This window comes from Bradyrhizobium sp. CCBAU 45384 (genome assembly GCF_028128665.1).
GTDB classification, from domain to species: domain Bacteria; phylum Pseudomonadota; class Alphaproteobacteria; order Rhizobiales; family Xanthobacteraceae; genus Bradyrhizobium; species Bradyrhizobium manausense.
Genome location: NZ_LBIZ01000113.1, coordinates 302487 through 316399 on the forward strand (window position 1 = coordinate 302487; position 13913 = coordinate 316399).

The 13913-nt window shown below is 60.4% G+C and carries 15 protein-coding genes; 8 read left to right on the forward strand and 7 right to left on the reverse strand.

From position 1 onward, the window contains the following. Positions 1 to 1048: 1048 nt before the first annotated feature. Entirely contained in the window at positions 1049 to 1390 is a 342-nt protein-coding gene (locus XH80_RS26115; protein WP_271601030.1) for an H-NS histone family protein, read from the reverse strand. An 827-nt stretch (positions 1391 to 2217) separates the two neighbouring features. On the opposite strand from XH80_RS26115, the gene XH80_RS26120 reads away from it, so the two are divergent. The 4 genes from XH80_RS26120 (at position 2218) to XH80_RS26135 (ending at position 4922) form a co-directional block, all read left to right on the forward strand. Continuing rightward, complete coding sequence (locus tag XH80_RS26120) at positions 2218 to 2916, forward strand: LuxR C-terminal-related transcriptional regulator (protein ID WP_271601031.1); 699 nt, start codon at positions 2218 to 2220, stop codon at positions 2914 to 2916. Between the two features lie 835 nt (positions 2917 to 3751). Continuing rightward, a complete protein-coding gene (locus tag XH80_RS26125) occupies positions 3752 to 4033 on the forward strand; it encodes a hypothetical protein (protein WP_271601032.1) in 282 nt (93 codons plus the stop codon). A gap of 50 nt (positions 4034 to 4083) precedes the next feature. Continuing rightward, positions 4084 to 4500 (forward strand): hypothetical protein, encoded by a 417-nt coding sequence (locus tag XH80_RS26130; protein WP_271601059.1) that lies wholly within the window; start codon positions 4084 to 4086, stop codon positions 4498 to 4500. Between the two features lie 185 nt (positions 4501 to 4685). Next, the gene (locus XH80_RS26135) at positions 4686 to 4922 is read left to right on the forward strand and encodes a hypothetical protein (RefSeq protein ID WP_271601033.1); all 237 of its coding nucleotides are present in this window, start codon (positions 4686 to 4688) and stop codon (positions 4920 to 4922) included. A gap of 33 nt (positions 4923 to 4955) precedes the next feature. On the opposite strand, the gene XH80_RS26140 is transcribed toward XH80_RS26135, so the two are convergent. Together XH80_RS26140 and XH80_RS26145 are read right to left on the reverse strand one after the other, a co-directional pair. Beyond that, on the reverse strand, positions 4956 to 6167 hold the full coding sequence (locus XH80_RS26140; protein WP_271601034.1) for a hypothetical protein: 1212 nt from the start codon (positions 6165 to 6167) through the stop codon (positions 4956 to 4958). Between the two features lie 85 nt (positions 6168 to 6252). Further along, positions 6253 to 6648: a hypothetical protein gene (locus XH80_RS26145; protein ID WP_271601035.1), complete on the reverse strand. Its 396-nt coding sequence runs from the start codon at positions 6646 to 6648 to the stop codon at positions 6253 to 6255. A 28-nt stretch (positions 6649 to 6676) separates the two neighbouring features. Between XH80_RS26145 and XH80_RS26150 the strand changes: the two genes are divergently transcribed. Both XH80_RS26150 and XH80_RS26155 read left to right on the forward strand, forming a co-directional pair. Then, positions 6677 to 6916, forward strand: a complete 240-nt coding sequence (locus XH80_RS26150) for a hypothetical protein (RefSeq protein ID WP_220001571.1) — start codon at positions 6677 to 6679, stop codon at positions 6914 to 6916. Between the two features lie 295 nt (positions 6917 to 7211). After that, complete coding sequence (locus tag XH80_RS26155; RefSeq protein WP_271601036.1) at positions 7212 to 7658, forward strand: hypothetical protein; 447 nt, start codon at positions 7212 to 7214, stop codon at positions 7656 to 7658. Positions 7659 to 7685: 27 nt separating this feature from the next. Here the strand turns inward: XH80_RS26155 and XH80_RS26160 are convergent, their stop codons facing one another. Further along, entirely contained in the window at positions 7686 to 8348 is a 663-nt protein-coding gene (locus XH80_RS26160; protein ID WP_271601037.1) for a hypothetical protein, read from the reverse strand. A gap of 60 nt (positions 8349 to 8408) precedes the next feature. Beyond that, complete coding sequence (locus tag XH80_RS26165) at positions 8409 to 9146, reverse strand: metallophosphoesterase family protein (protein ID WP_271601038.1); 738 nt, start codon at positions 9144 to 9146, stop codon at positions 8409 to 8411. A 192-nt stretch (positions 9147 to 9338) separates the two neighbouring features. Here XH80_RS26165 and XH80_RS26170 point away from each other — a divergent pair, with 192 nt between their 5' ends. Further along, the gene (locus XH80_RS26170; protein WP_271601039.1) at positions 9339 to 9968 is read left to right on the forward strand and encodes a transglutaminase-like cysteine peptidase; all 630 of its coding nucleotides are present in this window, start codon (positions 9339 to 9341) and stop codon (positions 9966 to 9968) included. Between the two features lie 10 nt (positions 9969 to 9978). Here the strand turns inward: XH80_RS26170 and XH80_RS26175 are convergent, their stop codons facing one another. Next, positions 9979 to 11241, reverse strand: coding sequence for a hypothetical protein (locus XH80_RS26175; protein WP_271601040.1), 1263 nt, complete (start codon positions 11239 to 11241; stop codon positions 9979 to 9981). Between the two features lie 180 nt (positions 11242 to 11421). Beyond that, positions 11422 to 11697 carry a hypothetical protein gene (locus tag XH80_RS26180; protein WP_271601041.1) on the reverse strand — a complete coding sequence of 92 codons (276 nt, stop codon included), beginning with the start codon at positions 11695 to 11697 and terminating at the stop codon, positions 11422 to 11424. 953 nt (positions 11698 to 12650) lie between these two features. Here XH80_RS26180 and XH80_RS26185 point away from each other — a divergent pair. Further along, positions 12651 to 13853, forward strand: a complete 1203-nt coding sequence (locus XH80_RS26185) for a polysaccharide biosynthesis/export family protein (protein ID WP_271601042.1) — start codon at positions 12651 to 12653, stop codon at positions 13851 to 13853. Positions 13854 to 13913: the final 60 nt, after the last annotated feature.

Sequence of the window (13913 nt, forward strand, 5' to 3'; positions counted from 1 at the left end):
AGCGGTCGCAGAGAGCTCTTCATCGCGCCGGATCATTTCAGCCAATCGATCTACAACGTCGGGATTTGTGATCATCCGTAACTCGCATGCAAGAGGCGTGCAACTGAATTGGCCGGGGCGGACCAATGCTGCCTGCAACCCCTCAAGTAGTACAGCGATAATTTAGCCGGAACCAAGTTCGGGCGGTGTGAGGCAATTCACATTTGAAATCTGCCGGACAGCACAAGAAATGCGCAGCAAGATGAAGCCAGGCGGCGCAAGGGCTATTCTGGCTTGCTCCCGATGAACGAGCGGTGCTGATTGCACCCATCGTGCTGACAGTTCACCAATGTCGAGTTGCCGAGGATATCAGCTGCGCCATCCTCGTCGGAGCTATGCCACGCTGAAATTGCAAAGTGGAGCGTGAGTAGCAGGCTGCCGATCATCAATAATCCGAGCAAAACGCGATCCACTTGCTATCCCCACCCTGGCCTGCACCGGAGCAGAAGAAACGGTTCTGCTGAGTCGAAAAATGCAGCACGGCTTACCTTGCTTGCATTCTCCCCGAATTTCACTGGCGAGGTGCGAAGCGGAAGGCGCGATTGAAAGCGGGACGCGTTTTGGATTAAATAGCTTAAAATGCCGGCGCCTCATCGATAATCTTGCCGGTTAAATTTGGGGAGGAGATATGAGAGAGCGTGAGAGGGGCTTGTTCGAGCCGTCGGGCAGCCTACACGATCGACGGAGCATCGAGAGAACGGGACTGTCGCTGATCCAGCCTGGCAATCGCGTAACGATGAGCAACCTTGGACGTCGTCGCCACCCGAGCTACGCGGGTCTTGAAGGGACGATCGTAGGTCGGAGCGCCTATCCAAGTAGCGTTCGCGTGAAATTCGACCGCCGAATTCAGGTGGAGACCTTCCATCGCGACTACCTCGAACTCGTGGACCCGACTGCCGCCCGGGCTGCTAGCGAGGTTGTCACTGGGGGGGATCGTTGACGTTCATTGCCGACCCCCGCGCATCGGCATGCGGGCGCAGCGGTGCGCATGCGCCCGATCTTCCAGGTCTTACGTCTTCTGACGGCGCTTTCGTTGCGTCGATCGGGCGATCAAAAGATCGTCAAGCTTCTTGCCCGCCCGCAGTTGCGCCCTGAGCCAGCGGGGCTGCTTGCCGCGGCCCGACCAAGTCTCGTCCGGGTTCTTAGGGTTCCGATATTTCGGCAGCACCGGTGGGTACGGACGGCGTGTGCGCTCCGTTCGAGGATTGCCCTCCCCACCTTCAATCTTGCGCAGTCGTGCCTCGAGCTTGGCCTTTTCCGCGGCCATTCGTCGACTGAGCACAGAGGTCACCTGGTCATAGAGTTCCCACAGCTCAACCGTGGTCATCGAACCCCAATCGCCCGTCTCCATTAAGCCGTCCCCACTACCCCGCTAGGCGCGCAGGGATTTAACAGTCGGGCCGCTCTCGGGCAAGGGCGATGCAGGTCCGATATCGCTAGGGCCGGCTAGGGCGATACCTCCGGGCGGCCTGTCTCTTCCCGATGGACCGTCTGGCTGACCGTCGCCGGCCGAGCATTCTCTGCTCCGCCTCGAGCACGCGATTTCGTAGGCTCTGCAATTCCGTAAATTGTACAACGAGGGACTGATGAGTTTCCCGTAAAGAACCTAAAGGATACATGGGCCACCTACTGGTTACAAACACTGACCCGACCGGCATCGATGATCTGTGAGGAGCCATCTTTCCAGTCGCAGGCACCGACTAATTAGTATGACTATTGATGAGGGCGCCGCAGCGCTGTCTTGCTAATCTCCCCTTTTGCGTGTGGATTGTCGTCGACCTTAAATGCCAACAGCAGTGGCCCCTATATATCGTTGGTTATACTCGCGATTCGCAGAATGTGAGATCACAGCCCTTGCGGCCAACCGGTGGAACCCCGAAGCGGGCCTGCAGCTTGCACGCGAATATCATAATGTTCACTACCAATTAAAAAGAGTTTTCCCCAGTTTTTCTTGATCCGCTTGCGTAGGCGGCACGTCGTACTATTCCGGAGGGCTCTTCACTCAGGGGAAGATATGCGCTAACATAGCTATCGAAGGTTGTTGGCTTGACAGGCGCCGGGCGCGACATTTTTGTCTAATGAAAGTTAATGTATGGGTCGAGGTTTTGAAGAAGATGCCAACGGACGGGACTAAATTGGTTCGGTGCGGGGTTTGGCAATAACAAGATCGAGGACCGCATGCGGCGCACGACGGTAGTCATTGCAGACCGGCAGCCGATCGTACGTGAAGGGATCACCAGTATCCTTACGGCGCAACCTGACTTTGCAATCGTGGCTGCCTGCCGGGACGGAACCAGCTGCATCGAAGCCATCCGCCGCTTTGTGCCTGACATTGCCGTTTTGGAGCTTTCGATGCCCGATCTCAGCGGGCCGGACATTCTGGCGATGGTAAAAGGCGATCGCCTCGCCACTCGAGTGGTATTCTTCACGGCCTCTATCGCGGAGCGGGAGCTGGGCGCGGTGATGGCGGAGGGGGCATACGGTGCGCTCACTAAGGATGCCGAGCCTGAGATATTGGTCCGAATGTTGCGACAGGTTGCGCAGGGTCACGCTGTATCGCCGGTGTCCTCGCCTGAACCGGAGGGATATCAGGACGAAACGCCAAATCGCGAGAAGCCCTTACGGCTGCTGACCGATCGCGAACGCCAGATCATGACTCTGGTATCGGAAGGGTTGTCCAACAAGGAGATTGGGCGGCGTCTCAATGTTGCTGATGGAACGATCAAGGTCCACCTGCATCACATTTTTCAGAAGCTTGAAATTGCCAACCGGACAGTACTAGCGGCGCTAGCGATCTCGCAGCAGGAGGCACGTATTGCGCCCGTGGAGATCGATCCGTCCAATACGTCGCTAGAGGATGAGGCCGACGTCAAGTAAGGATTCCATTCGCGGCCCTCCCGGTACCAGATCCTGCCCGCAGCTGCTGTCGCAGCAATCGGCGGTGAAGAGCCAGCATCCAACGACCGCTTGAAACCGCCGAAGCCGCTAATTTCCAGTCTGCGCTCAATCTGCAAGGCTGCAGCGCTCACCCGGTGAGCCTGCTCTCATCCGCAGTCTCAGCATGTTGATTCAGGCTGAGGAGGCCCGCATAGAAATTCGGAAAAATAGATGAAGGTCCCTGCTCCCAGTGCCGTCTTTGAAGAGCGCCGCTCAACCTCCGGGCGATTAATCCTGAAGCAACCCGTTGCACAAACTTCATCGTCGTCTGACAAAAGTTTCAGCGACGGCCATCTTGAAGTCGTCACATCTGCACGATGAAATGTGATGGGAGGAGCGTTCCGAGCACCTAGGAACAGTCCATGACAGCAATTCTGGTTTTGGCATCGATTTTTGCGGCAGGTTTTGGCTGCGGCTATGGCGTGCGAGCATGGCGTTCACGCAGGCGGTCGACACGGTATCGACTCTACGCGCCCTATACTCCGGCTTCAATCGGTGCTGGCCGAAGCCCGCCGACCTCGTAACGATCATCGGTTAGGTTAGCTCATCTCTTTCCTTGAGAGCACCGGACCAGGAGTTTAGAGCTTACGAGCCTGTTGCGAGATTTGAAAGCGTCTGCAATTGCGAGGCGTGCGTAAGGAATCGTAGATGGCGTATCTTATTGCATTGCTGGGCCTGACTGCTGGCGCGGTCTCATTGATTGGTTTTGTGTGCATTTATAGTCGACGGCTCGAAGGACTCTCCGGCCCCTGGATCCTCCGTGAGGGTCGTCGTAATGATTGAGCAAAAGCGCCATGCGCCGCGAAGATATTTCGTTGATGCGCAGGGGCATCGCGTTCTGATCGGCCTGTCGTCGGACGAAACGGCGGAATTTGAGGCCTTGGATCTGTCGCCGGTCGAAGGTGTCGTGCCGCCGGCGACCAGTGACATCAGCGACGGGGTCGCCGGTGAAAACGAGGTGAGGTGGCTCGAACTCTACCTCAAGCATGAGGGGGCGTGGCGAACATGGATCACGCAAAGTCGAGGCGAGCAGGCGACAGCGTTCAAACTTTATTAACCGTATTTGACCGATGGTGGCCCTTCAAATCCGAACGTGGGATGGCCCAAATGTTCCAGCTATTCCTGAGGGCACGCGCGCACAACCTTCTCAATTCCCGGCGGGAGGACAAGGGCTTCAAGGCCCGCTCGGCCGAGCGCGACGCCCAGACCGATCGCGTCCGGATCGAGGCGATCATGACAGCGCTCGATACTGCGCTGGAGGAGGCGGAAAGGGAGCAGGCCGGCCTCAATCGGCGTGTTGATGACGCTCTTGCGCGCGCCTCGGTCACCATTGGCAACGGCACCGACGAATATCTGGAGCGGGAGCCGCTGGACAATCATCATCAAGACCTTTTCGCCGCCGATATCTCGAACGGCCAGCGCAGGCTCAAAGAGCTGAGCAGCACGATTGCGCACCTGAAATTCGTCAAGGCTGCAATGCTGACCCGCTTCCCGGATTTCAAGCCGCCGCAGCTCAACAGCTAGTCGGCATCTGTTTCACAGAAGAGCGTCCAGCGCTCGAATCGACGCGCTGTGGGGCGGTGATCCGGGCTTCTTTGCGGTTGGGCGTTTCGGCCGTCTTTGATATGGTCCCCCGTCACGCGGCGTGGATCAAAGGAGTGAGCAAGGTGCCCGTCAGAGATATCCGGAGGTTGTTGGGACTAGCGTGCTTGTTTGCGCTGATTGCTCCCGCGACGGCGTCTGCCATCACCGCCGAAGTGGCGCGCACATGTGACGCGGCGGCCGCAAAGGCTTTCCCGCCAAAGCAGGTTGGTAATCCGGCCGCCGGCAGTTCCAAGGGCTCTGCGAAGGAGCGGCGTGACTATTTCAACAAGTGTGTCGCGAACAACGGCAAGGTTGACGACGCGCCGGCCGATGCGCCCAAGGATAGCAAAGCCAAAAATTAGGCAGGCAACCCGGCAAGCTGGCCGTCCTCGCGCTTAACGGGGTGGGGGGCAGGGGGAATAAAACGCACCATTAGTCGCGTTGATGCGTTCGACGCATTGATTGGGATCGGTGACGGTCCCTGCGACCGTGAAGTCGTAGCCGATGCCCTTGACGACCACGATGTAGCGTCCCGGGGCAAGCGTGAAGCCGTCCTGCTCGGGCTGCAGCAACAGCATTCTGGGCTGGTCCTCAACGGGGCCCACTTTATAGGGGTAGGACATGCTGCGGATGACCCAGGCATCGCCGGCGCTGACCATGGCAGCCTTCCCGGTAGCGTCCACGCCCATCGCGCGGGAGACCTTGGCGACGACCCGAACCTCGGTCACGCTTGTATCCATCCCTCCATCCGGGCGGAACACGATGAATTTGACCTCTCCGCTCGTCAGCGTGGTTGCGCTTGGCGTGTTGATGGCCGCCGATATCGCCACGCGCCGGTCCGGGATCTTTCCAGGGACCGCCTTGAGCTCCTGGAGTTGGCCGTCGCTGAGGGCGTAGACCCCGAACGTTGTCGGCAACGGCATCGAGGGGTGTGCCGGCGGCGCCGGCTCTTTTTGGCTATCCGGCGTCCGTTCCGCGGTCTCGCTCTGGCGTGGATTCGGCGGCGCCGCTGGCTGCGGCTGAGCATCGCGGGACGCGGCCTGTCGCTGTGCGAGCTGCGAGAGGGCGGCGAACTGTGTCTTCAGCCGCGGCCAATAGGCCACTCCGATTCCAACCGCCAGGATCAACAGGAGCAGGACGGCCAATCGATTGGCAGATGTGAAGGCGCGGCTTCGCTTGGGGCGGTTTGGGGACTTGGACGGTGCGACAGGACGGCGCGGTGGTTCCGCCGGCTGAGGAGCGGCCGCTACGGTCAAATCAGGAGGCGCTGCCGGAATGGGGGGCGCGCTCGGGGAAGCGACAGACGGAGGAACAGCAGCGGATGTTTCCGCGACGTTTTGCGGCGTTGCTGCGACGCTGCCTTTGAAGGAACGCTCGACCTCTTCGATGGCGCGTTCGAGGATTTGCAGGAGATCACGGGATTCCCGCGCGTCGGCGTGGGTAAATTGCTCACGCAGCTTGACGCGGGCGAGCTCGTAGACGATTTCCCGCTGCTGCTTGGGATCGGCGAAGGTCTCTCCGATGCGATCCGACAAAAGGCGGACAAAGCCGGCCTTGATCTCTCGCGTGTTCGGAGCGTTGGCCGCAGTGTCGCCGGGATCGGTCATTACGGTCGATCAAGTAGCTTGGATGAGGCTGTTTCGCTAGGCTTTTCCACATGAGGCCGCCTCTCCGAGAGCGGTCGCTCCATGGTCAAGCTTGCAAGAGCCTCTTCAGGCCGTTCCAAGGAACTTGCTTTTGGACGAAAACCTGTGACATTCCGGCGAGCTTCTCATTCAGGTGTTTGATCATGCGCAACGGTTTAATGGCACTCACATTTGTGGCCCTTTTGGTGCCGCCTTCCTTTGCACAAGGGGTCAAGGATAAGGCCAATCTGACCAGCACCAGCATCGTCACCACGCCCACCACCAAGAAGACCCAGACGACCGAGGCTTCTCGCCCCACTGCGATCCGGAATTTGGCGCCGGGTACCCTGCCCAGCGGAACAGCGGCCCAGGGCGTTTGGAGGGATGGCAAGCTCGTTGCGGTGCCGCGGCGGTAAGACCCCAAGGACCCGTGAAGCAGCCGTGAAGGAACGGTGATCGCCACCCTAACGTTGCTGATCGGGAGATATCGCATGCAACGTTTAGCTTTGATCGCGGTCGCGCTGTTCGTGCCCGCAGCCGTCGGGGCGCAGGGGGTCAACGACCCCTCGACGCCCGATCGTAACGTCATTATCGTCAATCCGTCGCAGCCATCGCCGAGCACGGCGACGCCGAATATTCCCAGCCAAATTCAGCCGCCGATCACCAGAGGCGGGCGGGCCCAGCCTTATTACGGCAACAGAACACGGGGTAGCGGCTCAGCTCGGCGTTAATCGCTGGACGATGCCATAATGCGCTTGTTTTGCGCGAGGGGTGAAGTGCCATTTCGGGAAAACAGTAGGCCTCCGTCCGGCTGCTGCCGTTACTGTGCATGGGTTGTTTTTCGATTTTTGACGACGACTCGGACCAAGGGTCCGGTCATTGCCCACTACCTGGCGTCATACCTCCGCCGGCCGGGAAAGTGCTGGCCTTGAGGGCCATCAGCAAGGGTATAAGCTTGAGACAGGTCGGTGATCAGTCCCTTTTTGTGACCAGTCCCTTTTTTGATCAGTCCTTGGAGACTTTACGGTGCATCCCCCTCGACGTGATCTGTTGTTAAATGGCGCGCTCCGCAGCGTCCTGCTTGGTGCCCTCGTTGCGGCATCAGGTGGTCTTGGAGCTTGCCTTGTTGACCCGACGCCTTGCCTTGCGGAAGACGAGCCGGGACCGACCATCAACGATTATCTTCCGCCCAGCGAGCCGGAGCTGACGCGCGATCAATGGCGGCAGCGGATCGACGAGGCCAGGCAACGCGCCAAGGAAGCCTCGCGCGAGCATCGCGAGCATCCCGAACTCTACAAGCCTGTCCCGGAAGACCCTGATCTTGTCGCGACTGAACGTATTCTCAATGACGAAAGTCTGCAGCGAGGCGACATCGTCACCACGAAAAAGGGAACGTTCATCTACCAGGGAAGATCCGACCAGCCGCGCCGCGAGCAGGACTTCGTGCCCCTGGCCCCGAAACCGGGGCGCTAAAGGGCCGCAAGCAATTCGCGTCCGGTGTCAGTACCGAAGCAGGATATCCTTGAATTTAGGATCGATCATTTGTGCTGATTCCATCAGGAGTGATTTGCCCTGAGGGGTTGCCTGTACATAAGCCGCAATCAGAAGAGAGGCGTAGCGCCCGCGGTTGGCGAGCGCCGAGCGGATGTCGGATTGCGCGAGCAGCCTGATCTCATCGTCGGTCGCAGCCACGCTCGATGTCACCGTCTGGACGCGGGAAAAGGCAACATCAACCGGCACTGCCCCGGTCAGATAGGACATTTTCAATGCGGGCGTCGTCGGCTCCCCCGCTTGCGCCTTGAGCGTACTGAGCGTGAGCCACAATGCTGGACGGATCGGTGAGACCTTGAGCGCGGACATGACGGCATTCTGGGCCGCCTTGTTCTCTTCGGTTCTCTTGGTCGTATCGGATGCCGGACGATGCAGAACGTTCGCAGCCTGCGCGGAGGCATCATTGGCAAGCAAGTCCCCGTCGAAGGAGACACGGGCTGCGAGCCGGGCGGTGGTCAGATTGGCGTTGTCGGGCGGAAGCACGCCCGAGAATAAATCCTCCGCTCGAAAGCCCGGCCGCACGAGATCGCTGAAGAAGGTCGAGCCTGCATAAAGCGCAAGGACAAGCGAGACACAAATTCCGATGATACGAAGCGGGACAATGCGGTTCACAATCGAATCCGAAAAACCAGGTGATGCCGAAAGGCTGAACCAGCCGCGCGGCAACCATTATTAAATTGCGAGCAGACTATCGCCCTGGATGGTCAGCAGCGTCAAGTTGCCGGTCGCGTAGGCACCGGTGTCGATATTGATGCGGTTGGGGCGGATGTCGGGAGTGCTGACCGGTGTATGACCGTGCACGACATATTTGCCGAAGCGCCGCTCGGATTCGAGAAATTCCTCGCGGATCCAAAGCAGATCCTCGTCCTTTTGCCGATCGAGGGCGATGCCCGGCTTGACGCCGGCGTGGACGAAGAAAAAGTCGCCGCATGTGAAGGATGAGCGCAGCTGCTGAAGGAAGGCGAGGTGCTCCGGTGGGATCGCGCGGTTCAACGCCTCGATCAGCTCGGCCTGCTGTTCTGGCGTAGGGTTCATCGTCGGTGTGATGCCGTAGGACACCAGCGTCAGAAGTCCGCCATAGTGGCGCCACTCCTGCAGACGCGAGGGATCTTTCAGGACCTCGAGCAGGAAGACCTCGTGGTTGCCCTTCAGGCACACGGTCTCGTGCGATTTCGAGCGTTCGATCAACAGATCGAGGACGGCGCGAGAGTCCGGACCGCGATCGACATAGTCACCGAGAAAAACTTGAATTGCGCGGCGAGGCTGAGACCGGGCGAGGTCGGCATCGATTACGGTTAACAGCGACTGAAGCAGATCGGCGCGGCCGTGCACGTCCCCGATCGCATAGATCCGCACGCCATCGGGCAGCCGAGGCTTGATCTTTTTCTTAAAGCGTGAGGAAAGGCCCATCAGGTCGGTCGAATCGTATCTGCCGTCGCGAGCGTCATGACATGGGCTCTTAGCAGAACGTGTCACAGATCGGTATTCTTAATTGTCTCTGACGGACACACCCGCATTTTGATTAAAGGATCGCGCGGCCTTTGAGCCGTATTTCAAGAGGTCTCGCGTAGCGTTTCCCCAATAAGAACGGGGGAGCGCGACATGCGCAAAGTTGTAAAGTTCCTGGCGGCAGTGGCCGCTGTTGCGGTGGCTGTCGGGATTCAGCACAGCGCGAAGGCCGCCTTCGTTGGCGCGCCGTCGGCGCTGCGGGGCGCCATCCAGCACATCAAGTTCGACCAGCCCACGCTGGCGCCGATGGCCTTCACCATCTTTTGCCTCAAGTACAAGGACGAGTGTAAGCCGACAACGCAGCGCATCGTGTTCCGGGGCGGTCGCGTCAAGCTGACGCCGGAGCGCCTGGCGCTGCTTCAGCAGGTCAATCGGGACGTCAACGACTCGATCCGTCCTGAGCCGAACCTGGAAGGGCTGCGCGGGGAGAAGTGGCTGCTGCATCCTGCGAGCGGCGACTGCAACGACTATGCTGTGACAAAACGCCACGACCTGATCGCCAAGGGATTCCCGGCGCGCTCGGTGCTGCTCAGCGAGGTCGTGGTGCCCTGGGGTGAGCATCATCTGGTGGTCGTGGTGCGCACCACGGCCGGCGATCTCGTGCTGGATAACCTCACCACGCATATCCTGCCGTGGTCGAAGAAGTCCTATCGCTGGGTCCGGATCCAGACGCCGAAGAACCCATACTACTGGGCCTCACTGAGCGGCGATCGCGACGCCTGACGATCTTGGCCTATCGTGAGCTGACGCTCTGCGAGAGCCCCAGTCCCAGGATCACTGAAAAGCACAGGATTGCTGCCGGGCGCAGCAATCCTGGACCTGCAAAGCTCTGAACCAGCGCAAACAACACACAGGCTGCGGCGGCCGTCGGAAAGAACGAGTCGCGCCCGCGCTGCAAGGCGCCAAAGAACAAGCGGATCAAGGCCAGCACGCACGCCACACCTGCGACCGCAAGACCAATCCATCCCATGTCGGCGAAGATGGCTGTCGCTGTCGAGGGGGCCAACAGGACCTCACTTGCGTCGCTCTGATAGATCCTTGCCACGGCCGAAGAAGTCCCGGCTCCCGCACCGAACCATCGCGTGTCGGCCAACATTCGCTCCAGTGCGGCCTTGGTTTCGCTCCCGACGTCAGGGACGAGGCGCAGAAGCGCAAGCCCGGAGCTTTGTTCGAACAGGAATGTCAGGACGATCGCCGTTCCAATCAGCCCGGCCGCAGCCAGCGCGCCTGCGGCCAAAGGCGATAGGTCCAGTCTGCGGATCACCAGGACCAACAGGATCAACACGATGCCGAAGCCGGCTGCGACCGCACTGTTGGCGCTGGAGAAACCGAAGATCGCAAGCGCGCTGACCAATGCACCAAGCAGGCCGCAAAGACCGATCGTAATCGACCGCAGCAACGAGTGACGCGTCTCGGCGCGCTCGGCGGCAAGCTGCATGACCGCCATGTTGAGCATGATGCCAAGGCCCGCCATGGTGGTGGCCAGATCGGCAGGTGTCGCCGCCATCAATCCGGGCAAGATCCGATGAAGGTCCATGGCCAGGGCCGCGATGGCGGTCGTTCCGCTCAGCACCAAGAGCACCAGTTCAGCGCGGCTGCGGTCGCGGACCACCACGACCGTAACGCCGAGCAGCGAGACCGCCGCTACGGCTTGCAGCAGGGCATTCAGCGTCAAGCCGATGTCGGCCGTGATCGGCCCGAGCGGCAGGCCGCCCAGGGCATCATGGGTGCTGGCCCAGATCGGATGCGCCAAACCCAACCAAACCGGCGCGAGTTGGAGCGCAATGCCGAGCGGAATGGCGATCAGAAGCCATCGGCCCCACGATGTGGCGCGCAGATAGTGCTCGTAGTCGGCCTTCTGCGCGCTTGCGGCGGTCGTCAATAGGCCCAGCGCCGCAGCCATCATCCCGAGCTGCGCACCAAACTTGGCACCGGCAATTTCGAGAACGGAAGCGGAAACAATGGCAATGATGAGGGCAAAATAAGCGAGGGACAAACGGCGCGCTCGACGAGGAATCCTGGACCGGTCCAATCACCATACAAGCCGTCGATCCGTTTTGAAACAGCACGCCTGCCCCTTGCGAACAGCTTCGCCTCAAACCCTTCGCGCGCTCGCAGAAGACTTATCGTGGCTCATCAGCCAAACGAGATCGATCGAGGAGCTCGGCTGAAGGGATCAGCGCGCAGCCTTGGCTGGGCGGGCGACCACGCGGGCGGCCCTGCTGGCCGCGAGAGCGAAGCGAGCGCCGGAGCCGAAGAGATAACCGGCCTGCAGAGCAATTGCTGCGAACACCGCGGCCTTCAAACCTGCGAGGAAGCCGAGGCTGGTCATCAGCCCGACGGGGAGCACGGTCAGCACCAGGAAGAAGGTCACCGGCAGCAGCATCAGGACGCGAAAGCGCTGGCCGAGGACGGCGCCCGCGAGAAAGCTGAAAATCAAAAGCTCGGTCATCCGAAACACTCCGTGCTCCGGACCTTAGGTTCCCCACCCTAAAAGGACCCTTAAGTGTTATGGCTAAATTTGGTCTATTGGCTGCAATTGGCCACCAGCGAATTATAGGCCTCACGAAGTCCCGTAGAGCGACCACGCCCTTGATTTCGCTGTCGCTTTCCTTGACCGTCACCGCCAACGAGGGCGTCGTCTGCCATTTCCCTGATGCAAAGGCCGAGACCTCATCGGGCAACAGGACAGCGGCCCCGGCGGCGGCCATGTTGGCCTCGACCGTCAGCGTGCCGCCATTGCTCGCGGCGATCGTGACCTGGGGGTGGCTCCGCGGCGGGAAGGGCCGGATCAGGGCCACCAGCACATCGACCTTGCCCTTGGGCGCGCAGCGGACGATCAGGCCGGCAAAATCCGGGTCGGATTGGGTGGTGTCGGCCGTCTTGGTGATGGCGGCAAAGGTCTCGCCCTCCTTGGTGCCTTGGGTCCTGCTGAACTTCCAGACCGAGGACGAAAGTGAGGGAGGCGAGGAGGGGCCCGCGATCCGAACGATCGGAGCGCCTAGGCAGGCGGATGGGCTCCTCGCAACGCCAAGAGACTTGGCACACAGGGCCGTCGTCCAGGCGGGATTCTTGCCTGGGGTGCCCGGCCCAACTTTGGGGCTCGGATCAAGAATCGATCCCGCGAGAAGTGCGACAAGGATGGAAAGGGGCACGCGGACAAGTTCCTTGGGAGGGTGCGAATCCTATCAGAAGCAGAAGTCTCGCCCTTCGGGTGAGCGGCCTGCTCGCAGATCGAGCACACGAAATACAACAAATGGTCACAAAGGGTTAAACGGGGCCCCAAAGAGTGTCCCGCACGCAACAGTAGCGGACTCATTGGGCGTTCCCGGCCCCGGAACCCTTGTCGCACCGTCCACTCCGCCGTACCAATCAGGAGTAATTGGGGGACTATGGGGCGCGTTGATGCATTCCTTTGCCAAGACCTATCTATTCAAGCCGGCGTTTCTGGCGGCCGTTTTGGCGCTCGGGGCGTGCTCGACCAATCCGGGCTCTGGTCCGCTGATCGATGACGTTAACAATCACGTCCAGACGGAGAACGCTCCGGCCTATGAGCTGGTGCCGCTCAACCCGGCCACGGTCAATATTCTGCATACGCATGAGCCGAAGGGGCTCGCGGGTGCGTTTACGGACAAGCGGCCTCCGGCCAGCATCGTGTTTGGCATCGGCGACGTGGTCAGCGTCACCATTTTCGAAGCCGCGGCAGGCGGTCTCTTCATTCCGGCGGAAGCCGGCGTCCGTCCGGGCAACTTCGTGACGATTCCGGACCAGTCGGTCGACAATGACGGCTTCATCACGGTGCCCTATGCCGGCCAGGTCAAGGCGGCGGGCCTCACCGCCGTGCAAATCCAGCGCGCGATCGTCGAGAAAATCTCCAATCGCGCCATCGAGCCGCAGGTCGTCGTGGCCATGGCCAGCCAGCGGACGCAGCTGATCAGCGTACTCGGCGAGGTCAATTCGCCGGCGCGTTATCCGGCAAGCGCGGCGGGCGCCAAGGATAAGGTGCTCGACGCCATCACCCGGGCCGGCGGCATCAAGGGCCAGGGCTTCGAGACCTGGGTCATGCTGGAGCGTGGCGGCAGGCGGGCGACCGTGCCATTCGAGAATCTCGTGATGGCGCCTGAGAACAACATCTTTGTTCGTCCGGATGACAGCATCTATGTCTACCGCGAACAGCAGAAGTTCCTGGCGTTCGGCGCCAGTGGCCAGAGCGGCGAATTCAACTTCGATGCCTGGCGCATCAACCTCGGCGAAGCCGTCGGCAAGGCCGGTGGTCTCCTCGATGGTCAGGCTGAACCGGCTGGCGTGTTCCTCTATCGCCGCGAGCCGCGCGAGGTCGCTGCCCAGCTCGGCATCGACATCAACAAGTACACCACCGAGACCATTCCGGTCATCTTCAGCATCAACTTGCGTGATCCGGGTGGCTTCTTCCTGGCCACCAAGGTCATGATGAAGAACGGCGATGTCATCTACGTCTCGAACTCGCGCAACGTCGAAGTTGCCAAGTTCCTGACCTACCTGCGGGTGATCATGGCGACCGGCGCTGATGCGATTAACCTCGGCAACGATGCGCTGATCTTCCGCAACAACATCAAGCTGGCGCCGTAAGACGCCTTCTTGATCCACCACGATCGATGGCACCGGGGCTTTGTCCCGGTGCCATTTTCG

What these genes read in the sequence shown, in the direction of transcription:
- XH80_RS26185 (WP_271601042.1), top strand. Translation starts at nt 12,651, where the DNA reads ATGCATTCCTTTGCCAAGACCTATCTATTCAAGCCGGCGTTTCTGGCG.
- XH80_RS26165 (WP_271601038.1), bottom strand. Translation starts at nt 9,146, where the DNA reads ATGGGCCTTTCCTCACGCTTTAAGAAAAAGATCAAGCCTCGGCTGCCC.
- XH80_RS26150 (WP_220001571.1), top strand. Translation starts at nt 6,677, where the DNA reads ATGCAACGTTTAGCTTTGATCGCGGTCGCGCTGTTCGTGCCCGCAGCC.
- XH80_RS26180 (WP_271601041.1), bottom strand. Translation starts at nt 11,697, where the DNA reads ATGACCGAGCTTTTGATTTTCAGCTTTCTCGCGGGCGCCGTCCTCGGC.
- XH80_RS26120 (WP_271601031.1), top strand. Translation starts at nt 2,218, where the DNA reads ATGCGGCGCACGACGGTAGTCATTGCAGACCGGCAGCCGATCGTACGT.
- XH80_RS26130 (WP_271601059.1), top strand. Translation starts at nt 4,084, where the DNA reads ATGTTCCAGCTATTCCTGAGGGCACGCGCGCACAACCTTCTCAATTCC.
- XH80_RS26170 (WP_271601039.1), top strand. Translation starts at nt 9,339, where the DNA reads ATGCGCAAAGTTGTAAAGTTCCTGGCGGCAGTGGCCGCTGTTGCGGTG.
- XH80_RS26115 (WP_271601030.1), bottom strand. Translation starts at nt 1,390, where the DNA reads ATGGAGACGGGCGATTGGGGTTCGATGACCACGGTTGAGCTGTGGGAA.
- XH80_RS26140 (WP_271601034.1), bottom strand. Translation starts at nt 6,167, where the DNA reads ATGACCGATCCCGGCGACACTGCGGCCAACGCTCCGAACACGCGAGAG.
- XH80_RS26125 (WP_271601032.1), top strand. Translation starts at nt 3,752, where the DNA reads ATGATTGAGCAAAAGCGCCATGCGCCGCGAAGATATTTCGTTGATGCG.